The organism is Vagococcus carniphilus, assembly GCF_014397115.1.
Lineage (GTDB): Bacteria > Bacillota > Bacilli > Lactobacillales > Vagococcaceae > Vagococcus > Vagococcus carniphilus.
Window position 1 is genome coordinate 660,955 of the sequence record NZ_CP060720.1, and the last position, 20,260, is coordinate 681,214.

At 32.3% G+C, this 20,260-nt stretch carries 9 protein-coding genes; all 9 read left to right on the forward strand.

Going from position 1 to position 20,260, the window contains the following annotated elements; translation table 11 throughout:
* Positions 1-11 precede the first annotated feature (11 nt).
* The 9 genes from H9L18_RS03440 to H9L18_RS03480 all read left to right on the forward strand — a co-directional run bounded on the left by H9L18_RS03440 (position 12) and on the right by H9L18_RS03480 (position 20,180).
* Positions 12-1,526 carry a glycosyltransferase gene (locus H9L18_RS03440; RefSeq protein ID WP_126791016.1) on the forward strand — a complete coding sequence of 505 codons (1,515 nt, stop codon included), beginning with the start codon at positions 12-14 and terminating at the stop codon, positions 1,524-1,526.
* Between the two features lie 46 nt (positions 1,527-1,572).
* On the forward strand, positions 1,573-11,865 hold the full coding sequence (locus tag H9L18_RS03445) for an LPXTG cell wall anchor domain-containing protein (protein WP_126791014.1): 10,293 nt from the start codon (positions 1,573-1,575) through the stop codon (positions 11,863-11,865).
* Between the two features lie 64 nt (positions 11,866-11,929).
* On the forward strand, positions 11,930-13,657 hold the full coding sequence (locus H9L18_RS03450) for a hypothetical protein (protein ID WP_126791012.1): 1,728 nt from the start codon (positions 11,930-11,932) through the stop codon (positions 13,655-13,657).
* Between the two features lie 350 nt (positions 13,658-14,007).
* Positions 14,008-14,574: an alkyl hydroperoxide reductase subunit C gene (ahpC, locus tag H9L18_RS03455; RefSeq protein ID WP_126791009.1), complete on the forward strand. Its 567-nt coding sequence runs from the start codon at positions 14,008-14,010 to the stop codon at positions 14,572-14,574.
* A gap of 79 nt (positions 14,575-14,653) precedes the next feature.
* Positions 14,654-16,330: an FAD-dependent oxidoreductase gene (locus H9L18_RS03460; RefSeq protein ID WP_126791007.1), complete on the forward strand. Its 1,677-nt coding sequence runs from the start codon at positions 14,654-14,656 to the stop codon at positions 16,328-16,330.
* A 128-nt stretch (positions 16,331-16,458) separates the two neighbouring features.
* Positions 16,459-17,919, forward strand: a complete 1,461-nt coding sequence (gene thrC / locus H9L18_RS03465) for a threonine synthase (RefSeq protein WP_126791005.1) — start codon at positions 16,459-16,461, stop codon at positions 17,917-17,919.
* A gap of 59 nt (positions 17,920-17,978) precedes the next feature.
* Complete coding sequence (locus H9L18_RS03470) at positions 17,979-18,806, forward strand: DUF72 domain-containing protein (RefSeq protein WP_126791003.1); 828 nt, start codon at positions 17,979-17,981, stop codon at positions 18,804-18,806.
* A gap of 13 nt (positions 18,807-18,819) precedes the next feature.
* Positions 18,820-19,662: a Cof-type HAD-IIB family hydrolase gene (locus H9L18_RS03475; protein ID WP_126791001.1), complete on the forward strand. Its 843-nt coding sequence runs from the start codon at positions 18,820-18,822 to the stop codon at positions 19,660-19,662.
* 14 nt (positions 19,663-19,676) lie between these two features.
* Positions 19,677-20,180, forward strand: coding sequence for a pyrophosphohydrolase domain-containing protein (locus H9L18_RS03480; protein ID WP_126790999.1), 504 nt, complete (start codon positions 19,677-19,679; stop codon positions 20,178-20,180).
* Positions 20,181-20,260: the final 80 nt, after the last annotated feature.

The following is a 20,260-nucleotide window of genomic DNA, read 5'->3' on the forward strand; positions in this document are numbered from 1 at the left end:
GAGGTGGTAAATTGATTTACTGCATAGGTAATGGTTTAGGCAAGAAATTACCAGGTATTGAGCATAGCCAAGTAAAGAGAATAAAGTTATTTCATCAACTAGGTGAAAAAGCTAAAATCATTGTACTTAATCATAGTGTTGATTTATATGATAATGCGGAAATAGTTGGTGTTTCAAGTAATGTCTTTTCTATTTATGATTATTTTCAAGAAGCAATTGGAGATAATCAATATTCGTTGAAAGACTATTATGAATACTGGCTAAATGATTCTGATTACCGAATTCAATTAGTAGATAAGAGTAATGATGTTAAAATTTTTTATGAAGAGGATTATATTGCTTATGCCCACTTCTATGATGAGGATTTCAAAAAAATTCATTTTATCAACTATTTTGATACACCATATGAAGATAGAAGAATCATTAAACGCGAAGTTTTTGATAAACGAGGTTTTTTGTCTGTTATTCAAGTGTTAGGAGAAAAAAATAAGCTTGTATCTGAACGTTTTTTTAATCCTTCAGGTGAGGAAAAAATAGTTTGTTATTACAATACTGACCGGAAAATATCAAGAATTGAACTTTTAAACTATAAGAACAAAATACATTATTTTAAGAACAAAGATGAATGGCAAGCCTTTTTTTTAGATGAACTAAACCTAGAGGATGTGCTCTTTTTTTCTGACAGGACTATTTCTGTTATGAAAAGTGTGACGCTTATGAAAACTAAAATTAAATTAATACCTGTTATTCATAGTGTTCATCTAAGACAACCATTCGTAGCGGAAACATCAGATATTACTTCGCCTTATCAATGTATTTTTAATCATTTAGAGTATGTCACAGGTGTGGTTGCATCAACAAAATGGCAACAAGAAGAATTGAATAGACGTTTGCCAGAAAATATAACTGCTTATTCAATTCCTGTAGGTTCTGTTGATACAATGAAAAAAGTGCCATTTGAAAAAAGAAATCCGTACAAAATAGTTTGTATGGCAAGATATTTTTCTGAAAAACAATTATTTCATCAAATTAAAGTGATTCAACAATTGCTTCATGAATTTCCAAAGTTAGAACTTCATTTATTTGGTTATGGAGACTCTTCTAATCAATTTAAAGAAGAAAAATTTTTAAAGCAGTACGTTAAGGAACATCATCTTGAAGAACATGTCTTCTTTAGAGGTTACTTGATAGATTTAGATACTGAATATAATGAAGCTGGGGCAATGCTTTTAACAAGTACAGTTGAAGGTTTTTGTTTATCTCTGCTAGAGGCAATTGAACATGGGGTACCAGTTATTTCTTATGATATTAGATATGGGCCAAGAGAGATGATTCAGCAAGGAAAAAATGGCTACCTAGTTGAAAAGAATAATGTGGATGAAATGAGAGATAGGTTGTCTGAATTATTAAGTCAGACAGAATTACATAAAGAAATGTCTAATAATGCCTATGAAATTGCTAAAGAATTTTCAAAAGAAAAGGTTTTGGAAAAATGGCAAAATTTATTGGAAGTAGAAAATAAATAACTTAGGTTTTTAATAGAGTTAGAAAGTAAATCAAGGAGGATTAACATTGAGCAAAAAAAATTACGATTACATCGAAAAAATGAATAAAAATAATAAAAGAAAAGAAAAATCAAAAAAAATATTTTATTCAACAGTTGCGGCTTATGGATTAACTGCTGTTGGTGCAACACAAGATACAGTAGAAGCTGCTGATGTAGATACATCTAACAATCAAGAAAATAAAGAAGCACAAACACAACAAGCACCTACAGCAAAAGAACAAGCTGCAACAAGTGAGGCACAAAGTGTAGAAGTTGTTGATGCAAAAGAATATTTAGGGCAAGTTGCTGGTGAAGCAGGTTTGAAACATGCTGGCGCACCAGAAGATTCTGCTATTAACCAAGCATTAAATGAGTCTTACGATATGCTTGATAATGAAACATTAACTGCAGAAGAAGCGAAAGAACAAGCTTCAAAATTACAAGAAGCTGAAACTAATAGTTCTGAAACAAAAGAAACGTCAAAATCAACTTCTGAAGAAAAGAAAAAAGAAGTAGCATCCGGTGAAACTGCTGCAACAGATTCCCAAACGTCTACTTCAAATCAAAATAAAAATTCTGAACAAACAAATAGTAGCACAACTAAAACATCAGGTAAAGTAGAAAATACTGCTGAAAAACCTGCCGTGTCAACTGGTAATGATGCTTTAGATAAAAAATTATCAGATCTTGAAAAGTTAGGTAAGTTAGAAGATAATTACTCAAAAGAAAGTGTTGAAGCACTAAACAAAGTTGTTAAAGAATTGGAAGAAAAAGTAGCTAAAGGTGAGTTATCAGATGAAGAAGCTCAAAAATCATTAGATTCTTTAACTCAAGCAATGAAAAATTTAGCAGTAGACAGAACAGCTTTAGATGATATCACAAAACAGTTAGAATTAGATTTATTAAATCTAGGCTCTATTAATAAAGAAAAATCAGCAGTTGTAAAAGAGATTTTAGATGAAGCAAAAGCACTTCAAGCTAAAGAGGGAGTAACTCAAGCTGAAATCAACCAATTAGTTGAAAAAATGACACAACACGCTGAAGATTTAGATATTTCATCAGAACAATTACAAACGCATATTGATGATGTTATGGCTGAGTATAAACAATTAGATTATACTGCTTTAAGTTATAAACAATTAAATGATGCTCTTAGAGATGCTCTAATGGTTGTCAACAATACAAACGCAACACAATCAGAGCGTTATTTAGCGTATAAACAAATTGATGATGCTATCGAAGAATTAGTAAAAATTAGAACTTCCGAAGAATTACAGGCAAAAATCGATGAAGTCATTAATATCGAAGGTAAAGATTATACTTCTGAAAGCTATAAGAAATTCTCAGAAGCTTTAAGAAAAGCTCAGAAAGTTATGGCGGCTAGTGAAGTGTCGACCGATACTTACTCAAATGTTTATCATGAATTAATGAAATCCATAGATGATTTAGTTTCTAAAGATAATGTAAATGATAGTTTACAAGCAACAATTGACGAAGCAACTCAATTGATTAAAGATAATAAAAAGAAACAAGTTTATACCAATGAAACACTTGATATTATCTTAAAACAATTAAAAATTGCTGAAACAGTTGACTTTAGTCAGGTTTCTGCAGATCGTCTTGTTGAAATTAATAATAACTTGAAAAAAGCAATGAACGATTTAATCGAAATTGAAGATCTAAAAGGATTAGAAAGCTTAATCAATGAAGGAAATAAATTAGTTGGTTTAGGCAAAGGAAACTTTACAGAGTCTTCATGGAATACACTGAACAAGCAATTATCTTATGCTGAAGCTGTAATTAGTAATTCTAAATCAACAGTGGATGAAATTTCAAGAGCTTACCATAATTTAAGTTTAGCTATTGAAAAAATGGTTGATAGAGATAGTTTATTAAAAGATTTAGATAGTCTTTTATTTAAATCAGAAGCTTATGAAAAAGACAAAGATAAATTTACAGTGAGTTCTTGGCAAGCCTTTGAAAATGCGTTAATCAAAGCTAGAGCTGTTAACAGACAAACTGTTTCACCAGATACACTAAATGCCATTGTCAACGAACTTGGTATGACAATGAATCAATTATTCTTAACAGGTAATGAAGCTGTTACTGCTCTTCAAAAAGAATTAGAAAAATTTGTTACATTGGATAAAGAAACGGCTTATACATCTGAAAGTTGGGGTAGATTACAACAAGTTGTTAAACAAGCTTATGCTTTAGTTGATAGCATAGACGATATTAATACAGCAGATGTTATCCGAGTGACTGAAGATTTAGAAAAAGCGATAAATAATTTGGCGTATAGTAATAAAGACCGTCAAGCAGCTAAAAAAGATTTACAAGATGCAGTAGCTGCATTTGATAACATGACAGAAGACGAACGTAAGAAAATTCTTCATGGTTACGAAGAATATGCTCAAGCAGCAGGTGAAGGTAAAGAATTATTAAATAACTTAAACTTAACAACTGCTGAAATGAATGAATTAGCAACTAAGATTAATAATGCCAAAAATAATTTAACGATTGATGAAGGTACTAAAACAATTGTTGTTAATACAACTACAAGCGTTGGTAAGAAAACAGGTATGAACAATGGCAAACTTAATGTTGAAGTGAGTGCTAAACAGCCATTGGTAAGTTTCTTTACTTACAGTCCAGCTTTTGAAACAACTATAAAAGTGCCTCATAACTTGTTACCATTCTTTGAAAATGGCGACTGGCGTAAATACATTAAAATTGCTTACAATAACTCTACTGGTTCAATTGGATTTGGTTCATATGAAGTTAAATCTGGAGATAAAAAATCAGGAGGTATTGCAGGAATTGGTGGTACTTGGGATCCTACTCTGAATTTATTGTCATTGGATGACCCTAAAGTGTTAGAAGACTTGAAAATTACTTATAAAATAGTCGATGGACAACCTGTTTTATTCATTACAACGAACAAAATGGTACCAGGCTGGGGCTTAATGCCAGTAAATGAATTTGAATTAAACTACTTCTTAAGTTTTGATTTAGATACATTTACAAAAGATGGTCACGTTTTACCAATTCAAGAAAAAGGTGACGATAAAGTAGTTGAAGCTGTCAGCAAAGTTTTACAAGAAGGAATTGCTGGAGCAACTAATTATAGTGATAAAAAAGATATCAATAACCTACAAGATATGAACTACTTAAATGTTCAAGACGAAGTAGAATTAGGCGAAATTTACACTCATGTAGTAGATGGAACTAATACGATTGTTGGTAAAGCAACTCAATCAAAAGATAAGCATCTTGATGGGGATCACTACCAAGCTGTCTTTGATTTGAATGGCACAGAAATTGGACGTGCTGAATTAGATAAAGATGGTAACTTTGTCTTTAATTACACAATTGTTGATAGTAAGACAGGTAATATTATTGCTCAAAACTTCAAACAAGGCGACAACATTAAAGTAACTGTTGTCAGAGTTAATGAGAAATATGATTTAACGACATCATCAACAGATAAAGGAATTAACGTTGTTAAAGGTAAATCACCACAAGTTAATCTAAATACAGTTAAACAAAATGGTAAAGAAATCAGTGGTAAAATCACTACATTAATGACTCAAGATGGTAAGAGCATGGAGATTGATCCATCTGATAAAAACGTTTATACAGTTCGTCTAGTTTATTATGCACCAGGTCAATCTACAGGGATTGAACTTGCTGAAGTTAGAACAGATAAAAATGGTAACTTTAGTTATATTACATCAATGCCATTACAATATGGTGGCCGAATTGAAGCGATTGGCTATGTGTATCAAGGAATTGTTAATAGTAATGGAGAATTATCTTCATCAGGTATTCAATTGAACAATACCGATTCAACTATGACAGTTAAAGAAGTTGAGTGGAAAATTGCAAAACCTTCTGTTAACCAAATTAAAGAAGGAAGTACAACTGTTTCAGGGCAAGCACCAGTCAATGCGGTTAAATTTAATGAAGCTAACTATAAAGTACAAGTCACAATTGGTGATAAAACTTACTATGGTGACATTGATGATAACGGAATGTTTACTGTAACTGTACCAAAAGTAGAACGTGGTAATGTTGTCGATGTAAGCATTGTTGGTTTTGTACCTGGTAAAAATGAAGCTGTGACTGGTTCAGAAGTTGTTGAAAGTATTGTAGTAGCAACTTCAGAAGCAAATGATAAATGGGTAGTAAACGAACCAACGATTAACCCACCTAAAATTGGTGAATCAACATTAACAGGGATTGTTTTACTAGATGATAGTCCAACAAGAGATTATTATTTAACTGTTACTGTTAATGGTGTTGATATTGCTATTAATGAAGATGCTCTAAACCGTGAAAATGGTCGTATTCAAATTAACTTAGGCCAAAAAATCAAAGCAACAGACGAAATTGTTGTTGTGTTACACGGAACTGAAAAAGGATATGATGGTGAAAAATCAGCATCTACAACAGTTGAAGTTGAAATGCAAGAGTCGTTTGAAGATTGGGAAATTAGTCATCCGGTAGTAAAAGACCCTCAAATTGGAGATAAATCAATTTCAGGATATGTCAAAGTTGATTCATCTTATGACAGAACTTATTATGTTCAAGTTAAAATTAATGACGGTAAAGTAATCACTGGTGAAGTTGACCAATATGGAAACTTTAAAGTGGCTTTAGATAAAGCTCTAGAAGCTTACGATGATGTTTCAGTTGTAATTGTCGGACAACAAGGGGATGCAGGTAAGAAACAAAGTGCAGAAAACTTAAAACGTGTTCCAGCTAAAAACACTGAAGTGAATAAGAATGGTTTAGAAGCAGCGATAGATGTTGCCTCATTCTACTCAAATGATACGAATACTTATACAAAAGAAAGTTTTGAAAAATTAGTTAAATCATTAGAAGAAGCTAAAGCAGTCTTTACCAATGAAGCAGCTACTCAAGTAGAAGTAAATAAAGCAAGAGATATGCTGAATGGGTCAATTAATAATTTAGTAACAATCAGTAGTGTCAAACCAACTCAAGTTTCTTTAGACGCTTTGCAATCTCTATTAAAAGAAGCAGAAGGTTTAAGTGCTTCAAAATATAGTGCAACGACTTATAAAGTGTTAGTTGACTCTATGGAGCAAGCTCAAAAAGCATTAGTTGATACAACATCAACTCAAGAAGTAATCGAAGAGATGATTACTTTATTAACAGATGGTATGGCACAACTTAAAGCACCAAGTATTACAGATCCTTCAGCAGTTGACCAAAAACGATTAGAAGATTTAATTGCTGATGCTAAAAACTACAAGGGTTCTGATTACACACAATATAGTTTTGCAGTACTACAAGAAGCAATCCGTAAAGGGGACGAAGCATTAGGAAATCCAAATGCAGCGACACTTAATAATGCCTTTAATGAAATTAAACGTGCTATGGCTAACTTGGTACCAGTTGTTTCAGTTGGTGAAGAAGGTCGTGAGCAGTTATTAGAAGAAATCACTAATGCAAAATTATTAAAAGATACGGATTATACAACTGCTTCTTATGAAAAAATGCAAAAAGCTATTTTATTTGCTGAAAAAGTTTATGATAATAAAAACTCTTCTGTTGAAGAATTATCAGAAGCTAGAAATCAATTGTTGCAAGCCAAAATAAGTTTAGTTGGTAAAGAAGACCTTAGAAAACAATTATCAATTACTTATGTGGAAGCAAAAAATGCGATTGATAAGCAAAAAATGAGTTATTACACTAATAAGAGTTTCTCAGTAATGAATGAAGCGTATAAACGTGCATTAGAATTAGATAAAAATAGAAAAGCAACAGCTAATGAATTAAATAAAGCTTTAACTGATTTACAAAAAGCGATTGATAATTTAGTTGTTTCATCTAATATCGAAACATTACAAAACTTAATTAGTGACGCGTCTGCAATTATTTCTAAACCAAATGAAAAATGGAAATATACAACTAAGACTTGGAATGAATTAAATATTCAACTACATAATGCTAAAGATATTTTAGCAGCATCTGAGTCATCAATGGAAGATATTTCAATTGCAACAAATCATTTGAGTAAAGCCTTGAATAATTTAGTATCTAAGGAAGATTTATTGGCTCAACTTGACATTGTTTTAGAATCAGGTAAAACAATCGATGCAGTTGATTATAGTTACTATGATGGTAAAGAAACAGCTCTGAATGAATCATACCAAGCATTCAAAAAAATATTTGATAAAGCATCCAAATTAGACCGTGAAGCAATTGAAGCAGATGATTTAAGTCTTTTAATTGACTCTTTAAGTACTAGTTTAGAAAACTTAGTTACAACTAAAGAAGAAGCTGCTAAGAAATTAACAGAAACCTTACAAAAAGCACAAACAACAGGTATTACTTCTGATTCTAGTCGACCAAATGAACTTTATAAAAATGGTTTTACGATCAAAAATAGTATCAAGAATGCTGAAAGTATTTTAATTGATCCTAAGGCTACAGCAGATGAAATTTATACAGCTGAAAAAACATTACAAGAAGCTTTAGATAATGCAGAGTACGTTGATGCTAAAGCGACAGAAGTTAGACAAAAAATTGATAAACATATCAGTGATTTTAGTAAGTTAAGACCAAAAGATTATGTAATTGGGTATGATGATTATGAAAAAATCATCAATGACACAAAAGCAGAATTAAATAGAAACTATGGTTTAACATTAGATGAATTAACTAATATGTTAAAAGTTATCGAACATGGTCAAGAAAACTTGATCAAAGCAAGAGAACTTAACTTTGTGACTGTGGGAAATACGAAGAGTGATTTTTCTGATGTAGTTATCAAAGATGGTAAGTTGTCATTTAAAGCTAATTCTAAACATAGTATTGGTATGGCTGTTTACTCACCAAGTTTTGAAACGCAAATTGAACTACCTAAGAGCATGAAAGTTATCTTTGAATCAAATGATTGGAAAGATTATGTTACTATTTCAGCTGATGGCTCTGTTGGTGTTTTACTTGGAACATCAGACGAATTTTCTGTTGGAAAAGTTAGATTATCTGACTTACAAGCAGGTGATATTACAGTTGAGTATTATTTATCTGAAAGTGGTGTACCAACGCTAAGAATTGTGACAAGAAGAATGGCTATGTCTATCTTAGATTTAGCACCACAAACTTGGTTCTCACTAGCTTACGGATTTGACTTTGATTTAGCAGCATGGTCAAGAAAACATAATACTTATATACCTTTAAATACTGAAGAAGATAACACAATGAAAGTATTAACTGTGTTAAATAAAAAACCAATTGTTTTTGTCGGTGAAGAAAAAGAAGGTACATCAAATGCGTTAAATAATGACTTCTCTAAAGGTAAATCAAATGGCTCTACTTCAGGTTTAGGTAGTGATAAAGCAAGTGCTCAAAAACCAGTTGCACCAGCTGAATTAGGTAATGTATTAGTTAGTGGAGGAACCGTTATTCACGGTCGAGTGCAACAAGATCACAACACTGATATCAAGGGAGATACTTATAAAGTCAGAATTGATATTAAGCGTGCTAATGGTCAAATAGAAACATTAGGATATACAGATCTAAAAGATGATAATACCTTTATGTTTGTTTACGGTGAAAAAGATGAGTTTGGCAATATTACAGCTAAAGGATTCAACGCTGGTGAGATGATTTTTGCTACCGTTATTCGTGAAAACAAAGACCATGGTTTTGTTTCAGAATCTACAAAACAAGAATGGCAAGTTGGAAAAGCAAAAGCACCAGAAGTAACATTAGATCCAATTAAGAATGGTAGTCAAGTTATTTCAGGTAATATCTCAGGCATGATGGATCAAAAAGGAAATTATGTAGCCTTTAATCCAAATGACTTAAATGTTTATAAAGTTAAATTAACTTACTACTCACCAGATGGTAAAGCAATCCAATTATCAGAAGTGAGTGTGGATCGTCAAACAGGTGCATTTGAATATTATGTAGGAACGCCACTTGAATTTGGTGGTTATGTAGAAGCTCAAGTATTTGTTTACGCTGGTAAGTTAAATAGTTTTGGTACACTTGTTGGGGTAGGGAAACAATTACAAGATGTCATTCCTCAAATTAGGCAAGCAGATGTTGAATGGGGAATTCCTGATCCACTTCTAAACCAAGCTGGAGAAGGCGATACTTCTATCAGTGGTTTAGTACCAAATATGGATAACGGAGAATATAAAATCCGCTTAACTGTCAATGGTAAAGTTGTAGACATTGTATCAGTGACAAAAGATGGTTTATTTAAATTAACAGATTTGGAAACACCACTTCAAATTGGAGATATCATCACAGCTCAATTGATTGCTTATCGTGATGGAAAAGCTGTTTTAGATAAAAATGGTAATGAATTAGCATCTAACATAACAACTATTACTGTAAAAGATGCTGATGCTTTATACGAAGATTGGGAAGTGAAACAACCAACAATAGATAATCTATTTGAAGGTAAAGAATATGTAACAGGTGTTGCTCCAAACGATAACTCATTAGGTAGAACTTATGATGTGATTGTAACTGTTAATGGTGCTAAGACATATCGTGAAAAACTAGATCCAAATGGTAATTTCATGGTTAAAGTCGATACACTTAAAGCTGGAGATGTGGTAGAAGTTCAAATTGTGGGACATCAACCAGGTAAGAAAGATAAATTTAGTGAAGTCTCAGAAGCAACTGTTCAATTATCACAAGCATGGGAAGATTGGAAATTACAACCAATTGAAGTGAAACAACCTTCAGCTAATGATAATGTTCTGATTGGTAAATCTATTAATAATGATTTTTCTAGCGGTAGAACGTATACAGTAGAAGTTAAAGTCAATGGTGGTGCAACCTATATTGGAACGTTAAATGCAGATGGTACTTTTTCTATTAACATTCCTACACTATCTTATAAAGATGAAATATCAGTTAGATTGGTAGGTCATCAAGCTGGTTATGACGATAAGATTGGTGATGAAACTATTGTCACAGTTGGTAAAGAAGATAAAGTGGATAAATCTAAATTACAAAACTTGTACTCTAATGTTAAAAATACAAATAACGACGATCATGGATATACTGTTCAAAGTTATAAAGAATTTGATATAGCAAGAGAAAATGCAAAAGTTGTATTAGAAGATTTAGAAGCAACACAAGATCAAGTAGATGAAGCTTATCGTTTATTGAAAGATGCATTTGAAAAATTAGAAGTCAATCAATCAACAGAGGTAGATAAGACAGAGCTTGAAAATCTATATAATGAAACAAATCCTGAGAATGAAGAAAATGACAATAAATATTCAAATGAAGATGGAAAATATCCAGATGATATTTATGGTGATTTTGAAGAAGCAAGAGAAAAAGCTAAAGAAGTATTAGATGACTTAGAAGCAACTCAAGACGAAGTAGATCAAGCAACAAAAGATTTAGAAAAAGCTAAAGATACATTAGACAATTATTATGAAAATAATCATGGCTCAGATGGTTCAGATGGTTCAGACGGTTCAGATGGCTCAGATGGCTCAGATGGTTCAGACGGCTCAGACTCAGACGGCTCAGATGGTTCAGACGGATCTGATGGCTCAGATGGTTCCGATGGTTCGGACGGTTCCGATGGCTCAGACTCAGATGGATCAGGTTCAGGTTCTGATATTGATGGTTCCGATGTTGATGGTCCAGACGGCTCAGACGGCTCAGACGGCTCAGACGGCTCAGATGGCTCAGATGGCTCAGACGGATCAGATGGCTCAGATGGCTCAGACGGTTCAGATGGTTCAGACGGATCAGACGGCTCAGATGGATCAGATGGCTCAGATGGCTCAGACGGCTCAGACGGATCAGACGGTTCAGATGGATCTGATGGCTCAGACTCAGACGGCTCAGATGGATCAGATGGATCAGATGGCTCAGACGGCTCAGATGGTTCGGACGGTTCAGACGGATCAGACGGCTCAGACTCAGATGGCTCAGGCTCAGATGGATCAGGTTCTGATGTTCAAGGTGATGGTGATACAAATGGATCTAATTTAGAGGACTTGATTAATCAATACTTGAAAGAACAAGAATTAGCTAATCAAAGCAAACTAAATGATAAGTCAAATAACAAAAATGGTAATCAAGGCGTTATGCCAATGGCTTATAATCCTAATAGTGGAAACCAATCAGCTGGTAATAATAAATTATCAGGAAATACTGGCGCGGATCAAACAAACGGTAAGTTACCACAAACTGGAGAATATGAAGATAATACAATGACAACTATTGGATTAGGAGCTCTATTAGGAGCGTCTGCATTATTCTTTAGAAAAAGAAAAGAAGACGAAGAAGCACAAGAAAGATAAGTAGTAATAGATGACCTAAGATTAATATCTTAGGTCATTTGTTGAAGAATAAGGATGAGAATAAATGACACAAAAATTATCTTTTAACTGTACTTTTAAAGAAAGCAAACCAGAAGAAAGACTAGAGAAAAAGTTAGAATCTGTTGTTTTCAATCCAAAATTTCAAAGTAAAATTAGCTCTTTAGAAAGTGAATATGATCAAATCATTGAAAAGAAAAATGAGATTGAAGAAACAATTATTCATGAACTGTACAGTGAAAAAAAAGAATTGGTAGGAGATTTTGATCAACTAAAATTTGAAATAGAATTTTTAAAACAAGATGTCCATCATTATAAAAAACTAGTAAAAACATTAGATAAACAAAATATCGCTTTTAAAAAAGAAGTGGCTGATAACATAAACGGTTTGAATGTTTTAGCGCAAAAGCTAAAAGATATTGATTCAGAAATTGAAACAATATCTAGAAGAATAGCGCGTGTTCAAAGAATTTTAGCTTTAGATGAATCTAAATTAAATAATTTAGATAAATTTACAGATACTGCAGCTACTTTAATTGAAAATGTCTCAAGTAGGAAAATAAAACTTCAAGAACTTGAAATGAATAAAAAGAAATCTGTTGAAAGAAAATTTGCTTTTGAGGATTATTTAGCCAATGAAAAAGAAGCAGTGGGTCAATTAATAGATGTTCTTCAAGAATTTGATGCGAATAATCAATTAAAGAAAAGAGAAATTGAAGAAGAAATAAAACAAGCAGAAATGAGAATTGAACAAGCTATCGACGAAAGAGAAACCTTATCAAGTCAAAAGGAATATATTGAAAGTCGCTTGTTTGATTTGAATGGTAATTCAAGAGGTATTATGAGTAATATACTGAAGAATGAAGCCTATGTTTTAATCACAGAAGAGTTGCCTAAAAAATTAAATCAAGCAGAAGCTGATTCAATTAGAGCGTGGAATACATTATTACAACTGAATAATAATGTTAAAATTGGAACATTGGATTTTGATTCAGAAATCATGCCTACTGTGATTCGTTACAAACAATTAGGTTGGTTGCCACAAAATGTTCGAATTTATAATTTGTTTAATGATTTACTAGGTGTAAAAAAATCACGTTCAGTTAGTAAAGAGCAGATGAATCACAGAAAAGAATCTTTACTTCCATTTTTTGCTAAGGAAGAAGATGGTGTGAAGTATTACTATGATTTAAAGGAAAATACAACATTAACTGTAAGAGAACAGACAGAAGATAATTTAGAGTACTACCATTTTGTAAATGATAGAAAAGAATATGTTGAAGTTTATGATGCAGGGAGCATCGTAATGGATCGAGAGATTGTTGAAGGTGGAGACGAAGTTCAGCGATACTATGATATTAATGGTGAAGTAGCCTTAACGATTAAGTTAGTAGCTAAAGAATTAGAATATATTAGATATCAAGATATTCAATTTAGAACACATCAAGAGTTACTTATTTATTGGTTAACCCATTTTATTGAAAAAGACGGCGTGATCAATTTAATCATTGATCAAAAATCTCAATTATTTATCGATAGAGACTTATTTAAACAAAATGGTATTAATCTTGTGCCACTTATTCAAGAGGTTGATAAAAAGGAAGATATGCATCGATTTATAGTAGAAAATCATTTTGAAGAAATATTTGTACTAAATCGTAATGTCTTTAATAGCATTGAGTCTCTTCTGAATGAAGATTGCTTAATCAGAGTGCTTGAGGGAAATAAAGAAATTTATCCTGCCAAACCTCAAATTATAGTAGATAGTCAATAAAAAAATTAATTGTAATAAAAATAAACTGGGATAAGAAATAGTTTTCTATTTTTTATCTCAGTTTTTTTCTTGAGAATTTTACTTATCAACATATAGTAAGAACGAAATAAGAACAAACACCATATATTGTGGATAACCCTGTTGATATGTGTATAACTTATTATTTCAACTTAAAAAATATGTTCTTCATTCTCAGTAACTGTATTTACTTGATAATCAATTGAAATGTTGAGTTAAAAGGGTTTTTAGAGGTTATTATTTATTTTTTTATTTATAATAATTCTTTTGACAAAGTAATTTTAGTTTGGTAGGATAATAGTGTAATAAATAACAAACAGGAGGAATTTTTAATGTCTAACATGATTAATACTGAATTATTTGAATTTCAAGCAGATGCTTATCGTCAAGGTGAGTTTGTAACCGTAAATAAAGAAGATGTTGTTGGTAAATGGAGTATTTTCTTTTTCTATCCAGCAGATTTTTCTTTTGTTTGTCCAACTGAACTAGGAGATCTACAAGATCACTATGAAAAAATTAAAGAATTAGACTGTGAAGTTTACTCAGTTTCTACAGATAGCCACTTTGTTCACAAAGCATGGGCAGATGCAACAGATACAATTGGAAAAATCGAATATACGATGTTAGCAGATCCAAGTGGTAAAATTTCTCGCTTCTTTGAAGTATTAGATGAAGATGCAGGTCAAGCGTTTAGAGGATCATTCATTGTTAACCCACGTGGCGAAATTAAGGCATATGAAATCCATGATATGGGAATTGGTCGTAATGCAGAAGAATTAGTTCGTAAATTAGAAGCAGCTATTTTTGTTGAAGAACATGGCGATAAAGTATGTCCGGCAAACTGGAAACCAGGTGAAGATACAATTGCACCAAGTTTAGATTTAGTTGGTAAAATTTAGTCGTTTTGAAAATAGAATAAATTTAAAAGAGGTTGACGCTAATGGTCAGTCTCTTTTTTAAAGAGAGGATATTAATTAGATGACAGAAAAAATCTATGATTTAGCCATTATTGGTGCAGGAGCAGCCGCTTTATCAGCAGGTATTTATGCTGGAAGATCTATGTTAGATACAATTATTATCGAGAAGGATAAAATTGGTGGGCAAACAGTAACAACGTCAACTATTGCCAATTATCCAGGTGTAAAAGATGCAACTGGACCAGCTTTAATTGAAGAAATGCGTGAACAAGCTGAAATTTTTGGTTGTGAATTCACTACTAAAGAAATCGTTGAAACTAAACTAGTTGATGATGTAAAAGTTTTAGTAGACAAAAATGGCCAAGAAATTAAAGCATATGCTGTCATTGTTGCAACAGGAACTTCTAGAAATAAGATTGGTTTCCCAGGAGAAATCGAATATACAGGCCGTGGAATTGCGTATTGCTCAACATGTGATGGTGAGTTATTTACAGGTATGGATGTATTCGTTTTAGGTGGAGGATTTGCAGCAGCAGAAGAATCTGTTTATCTAACAAGATATGCTAAAAAAGTACACATGATTATTAGAGAGCCTGACTTTACTTGTGCTCCAGCTACAGCTAACCTAGCTAAAGAGCATCCAAATATTGAAATTACATATAACACAGAAGTTAAAGAAATTTCTGGTGATGGCGTTTTACAAAAAGCTGTTTTTGTTAACAATGAAACAGGAGAAGAATCAGTTTTTGAAGCATCAGAAGAAGATGGCTCATTTGGTATGTTTGTTTTTGCGGGAAGTAGTCCAAATACAAAACTGGTGAAAGAACAGCTTGAGTTAGATGGTCGTGGATTTGTTCCAACAAATGATAACATGGAAACTAATATCGAAGGTGTTTATGCAGCTGGAGATTTACGTGTGAAAGAACTTCGTCAAATCGTAACAGCAACTTCTGATGGTGCAATTGCAGCAACAAAAGCGCAACAATACGTTGAGAAATTAAAAGAAAAATTAGGGATTGAAGTAACAGTTATTGCTAAACCAAAAGAAACTAAGAAAGCTCAACCAAAAGAAGTGAAGAAAGAAACTTCTAATCAAAATACAAGTGGTGGTTGGTTCCCAGACGCGATGAAGGAACAACTAAAAGGAATCTTTGGCAAATTAACAAAATCAGTTACCTTACTTCATGTATTAGATGCGAGCAATCCAAAATCGGTTGAATTGGCAAGCTTTGCTAAAGAATTTTCAAGTCTAAGTGACAAGATGATTTACCGTTCAGTGGATAAAGGTGAAGATGTTGCTTTAGAAGAAAGCATTCAATTAACACGTATGCCATCTTTAGCTATCTTAAATGAAAATGATGAATTCACTGGTATTAAATTTAGTGGCATTCCAAGTGGTCACGAACTAAATTCATTGGTTCTTGCAGTTTATAATGTAGGTAGCCAAGGTCAAGAGATTGATGCAGCAGTTAAAGAAAGAATTGAGCAACTGAAAGTAAATAAAATTGAGATTTGCGTGTCATTAACGTGTCACTTATGTCCAGATGTAGTAGCAGCATGCCAACGAATTGCTTCTATTAACCATAATGTGACAGCTGAAATGATTGATACAAGTCTTTTCCCAGAGTTGAAAAAAGAAAAGAAAATCATGAGTGTTCCAGCAATGATTATTAATGGTGAAAAAGTAGTATTTGGTTCTAAAAATATGGATGAAATACTAGCAGAATTAGAAAATTAAACATTAGAAGAAGCTATAGTAAAAAGGATAAACTCTTTTGCTATAGCTTCTTTTTTGTTTAATTAATCATTAAAAAATAATGAGAGTATGGTATACTTTTTAAAAGTCTTTTTATGGAGGTTTGTTAAATGATGTATCAAAGTACACGAGATAAAAATGAAAGAGTAACAGCTTCAAAAGCCATATTAAACGGTTTAGCAAGTAAGGGAGGCTTATACATTCCAGAAAAATTCCCTACCATTTTAATAACTGAAGAAACATTTTTACAACAAACCTATCAAGAATTAGCTTATAAAATTATGCAGCCACTGTTAGCTGATTTTTCAGAAGAAGAGTTAAAAAAATGTATTTCAGAAGCTTATAATGATAAATTTACTGATAAAAAAATAGCACCTTTAAATAAACAAGGAGCTGATTACTATCTAGAACTATTTCACGGTCCAACGTTAGCTTTTAAAGATATGGCGTTGTCTATTTTACCTTACTTGATGACAACAGCTTTAAAAAAACAAGAAGTAGATCAAGAAATCGTTATTTTAACAGCAACATCTGGTGATACTGGAAAAGCTGCAATGGAAGGATTTTCTAATGTTAAAGGAACTAAAATAATTGTGTTTTACCCAAAAGATGGAGTAAGTGATATTCAAGAAAAGCAAATGTTAACTCAAAGAGGTGACAACACTTTTGTCGTTGGGATTGATGGCAATTTCGATGACGCTCAGACTTCTGTTAAGCAGATGTTTGAAGACCAAGAATTAGAAGAACTATTGAATCAGCATCATATGCAATTTTCTTCAGCTAATTCTATTAATATTGGTCGTTTGGTCCCACAAATTGTTTACTATTTTTATGGATATCAACAACTTGTTAAAAGAGGAGAAATCGAGTTAGGTGAGAAAATAAATGTGTCTGTTCCAACGGGTAACTTTGGAAATATTTTAGCTAGTTACTATGCTAAAAAAATGGGGTTACCAATTAACCGATTAATTTGTGCTTCAAACAGAAATAAAGTGTTAACTGATTTTTTTAATACAGGAAGTTATTTAAAAAACAGAGATTTCTTTGTGACGAACTCTCCTTCAATGGATATATTAGTCTCAAGTAACTTAGAAAGGTTGTTATTTGAAGTTGTGGATAAAGACAATAGCCGCTTGAATAATTTAATGTATGATCTGAAGCAACAAGGTAACTATCATTTATTGGAAATAGAAAAAAATAAATTGGAAGATTTCTACGCAGGATTTGCTGAAGAAGAAGAAATCGAAGAAGTCATTCAACAAGTCTTTATGGAATCAAGTTATGTGATTGATCCTCATACAGCAGTAGCTAAAAAAGTAGCAGATGATTATAGAAAAATGGAAAAAGAGCCTTTAAAAATGATGATTGTTTCAACAGCAAGTCCCTATAAATTCCCGGCTTGTTTTATCGGTCCAAATCACGAAGGAAAAGAAGTAGCAGTGCTACACGAAAAAACGCAATTACCAATTCCTAAAGTGATAGAAGAGCTTGATAAATTACCAATACGCCATGAGACAAATATTAAAACAAGGGACATGAAACAAACCGTCTTAAGCCTTTTAAATCTTTAAAGAGGCAATCGTCTCCTTTTATGATGATGTTTGTTATAATAAGTATTGAGGTGAAGCAAATGATTCAGATTGGTATGACAACTTTTGTTGAGCATGGTAGTTTATTAAATAAACCTAAGTTAACAATAGAAGAGTATGCTTCTTATTTTCCGATTGTGGAATTAGATACTTGTTTTTACGGCATTAAGTCAGAAAAGACAAGTCAAAATTGGGTAAATAAAACACCAGAAACATTTCAATTTATTGTGAAAGCTTATAAAGGAATGACAAGACATAGTAGTTGGGATGATTATTATACAAGTGAAAAAGAAATGTTTTTAGCTTATGAAAATTTTCTATCACCTTTAAAACAGGCAGGGAAATTAAGTGCTATTCTTTTTCAATTTCCTGCAAGTTTCAAGTGTACCAAAGAAAATGTGAACTACTTAAGACAGATAAGAGTTTATTATCCAAACGAACCAATTTCTATTGAATTTAGAAATGGCAGTTGGTATGACGAAAAGATGAAGGAATCGATGATTAAGTTTATGAAGGAGCATCAGTTTTCATTAGTTATTGTCGATCAGCCTCAAGTTGCTCTTCACTCAGTTCCTTTTGATTTATCGGTAACTAATCCAGATTTTGTTTTTGTCAGACTTCATGGTAGAAATAAAGGGAATTGGCTGGATGATAGTGAGGACTGGCGAAAAAAGAGAAATCTTTACTGTTATTCAAAAGAAGAGTTAAAAGAGTTGAGTGACGTTTTAAAGGGGATAAAAGCAAAAAATATTGCAGTTATTTTTAATAATAACTCTGCAGGGGACGCAGCCCCTAATGGAATGATACTAAAACAAATACTAGGCGTTGAATACGAAGGGCTAAATCCAAATCAAACGTCTTTATTCTAAAGGAGAGAGTTCGATGATTAAAGCAGCTTTTTTTGATATTGATGGCACACTATTGACAAGTGACGCAGAAGTCTTACCTTCAACGTCAAGAGCAATTGAAAAGTTACATCAAAATGATATTATTTGTTGTATTGCTTCTGGACGAGGACCTAAAAGAATCAGAAGTTTAGTAGGAAATTTGCCAATGGATGCGTATATTTTATACAATGGTCAAATTGTATTTTCCCATGACGCGGGTATTTATGAGCATTATTTTACTCAAGAGACATTAGAGCGTTTAGCTATGTTTGGGGATGAGGAGAACCGTCAAATGATATTTGGTGGTCGAAAATCTTTTTACGGAAGTAAGTCGATGAGAATGGGCCAAAGACGCTTGATAAAGCAGCTGTATCATTATTTTCCAGAAAAAGTATCTGCTAAAGAATTGGAGAAAATTTTGAAAAAATGGCAGATTTTTCCTAAAGCTGATAATCGTTTTATGTCTTTACCGATTTTCTCTCAACCAATTTATCAATGTGTCTTACTTAGTCCAGAAAGTGAAACAAAACGACTAGAAGAAATGTTTCCAGATTGTCACTTTACCAGATCAAACCCTTATTCAGTAGATGTTATTCCAAAAGGTGGCTCTAAAATAGTTGGGATTCAAAAAACGTTAGAATATTATGGTATCAAACAAGAAGAAGCAATCGCTTTTGGAGATAGTTGGAATGATACAGAGATGCTAAAAGAAGTTGGTATTGGCGTTGCTATGGGAAATGCTAACGAAGATATTAAAGAATTAGCGGATTACATAACTGATACTAATAACAATGATGGCATTATGAAAGCTTTACAAGAGTTAAAAATTATTAGATAGAAAGAGGTTCATGGATGACAACACCTTTTGAAGAAGTTAAAGAATTTCACGCTCACTTTGATCCTGTTAACCACGATACAGTGAGAGCACTAAGTAAACAAGAAGCAGAATATCGTAGTGGTTTTAAGTTAGAAGAAATAATTGAATTCTTATATGCTGCTAATGGTGGTAATGAAAAAGAATTCAAAGAAAGTATTGCCTATTTAAAAGAAACATTAGATTCTGAAACAGAAAAAATACTTGAAAAAAATAAATCCGTTGAGCCTTTAACAGATGAAGTAGATGCGTTGATTGATTTACTTTATTTTACTTACGGTTCATTTGTTATGATGAATGTTGATCCGACACCTATTTTTAGTATGGTTCATCAAGCTAATATGGGGAAACTTTTTCCAGATGGTAAACCACGTTATCATGAAGTAACTAAAAAAGTATTAAAACCAGAAAATTGGGAAGAAGATTATGCACCAGAACCTAAAATAAAAGCTGAAATCAAACGTCAAATAGAAAATAATTAATAAAAAAGTCCGCCAATCAATGTTTTTCTTTCATAAACATTATGTGGTGGACTTTTTTCTATTTAATTTTAAACCTAAAA

What these genes read in the sequence shown, in the direction of transcription:
- H9L18_RS03480 (WP_126790999.1), top strand. Translation starts at nt 19,677, where the DNA reads ATGACAACACCTTTTGAAGAAGTTAAAGAATTTCACGCTCACTTTGAT.
- H9L18_RS03450 (WP_126791012.1), top strand. Translation starts at nt 11,930, where the DNA reads ATGACACAAAAATTATCTTTTAACTGTACTTTTAAAGAAAGCAAACCA.
- ahpC (WP_126791009.1), top strand. Translation starts at nt 14,008, where the DNA reads ATGTCTAACATGATTAATACTGAATTATTTGAATTTCAAGCAGATGCT.
- H9L18_RS03460 (WP_126791007.1), top strand. Translation starts at nt 14,654, where the DNA reads ATGACAGAAAAAATCTATGATTTAGCCATTATTGGTGCAGGAGCAGCC.
- H9L18_RS03475 (WP_126791001.1), top strand. Translation starts at nt 18,820, where the DNA reads ATGATTAAAGCAGCTTTTTTTGATATTGATGGCACACTATTGACAAGT.
- H9L18_RS03470 (WP_126791003.1), top strand. Translation starts at nt 17,979, where the DNA reads ATGATTCAGATTGGTATGACAACTTTTGTTGAGCATGGTAGTTTATTA.
- thrC (WP_126791005.1), top strand. Translation starts at nt 16,459, where the DNA reads ATGATGTATCAAAGTACACGAGATAAAAATGAAAGAGTAACAGCTTCA.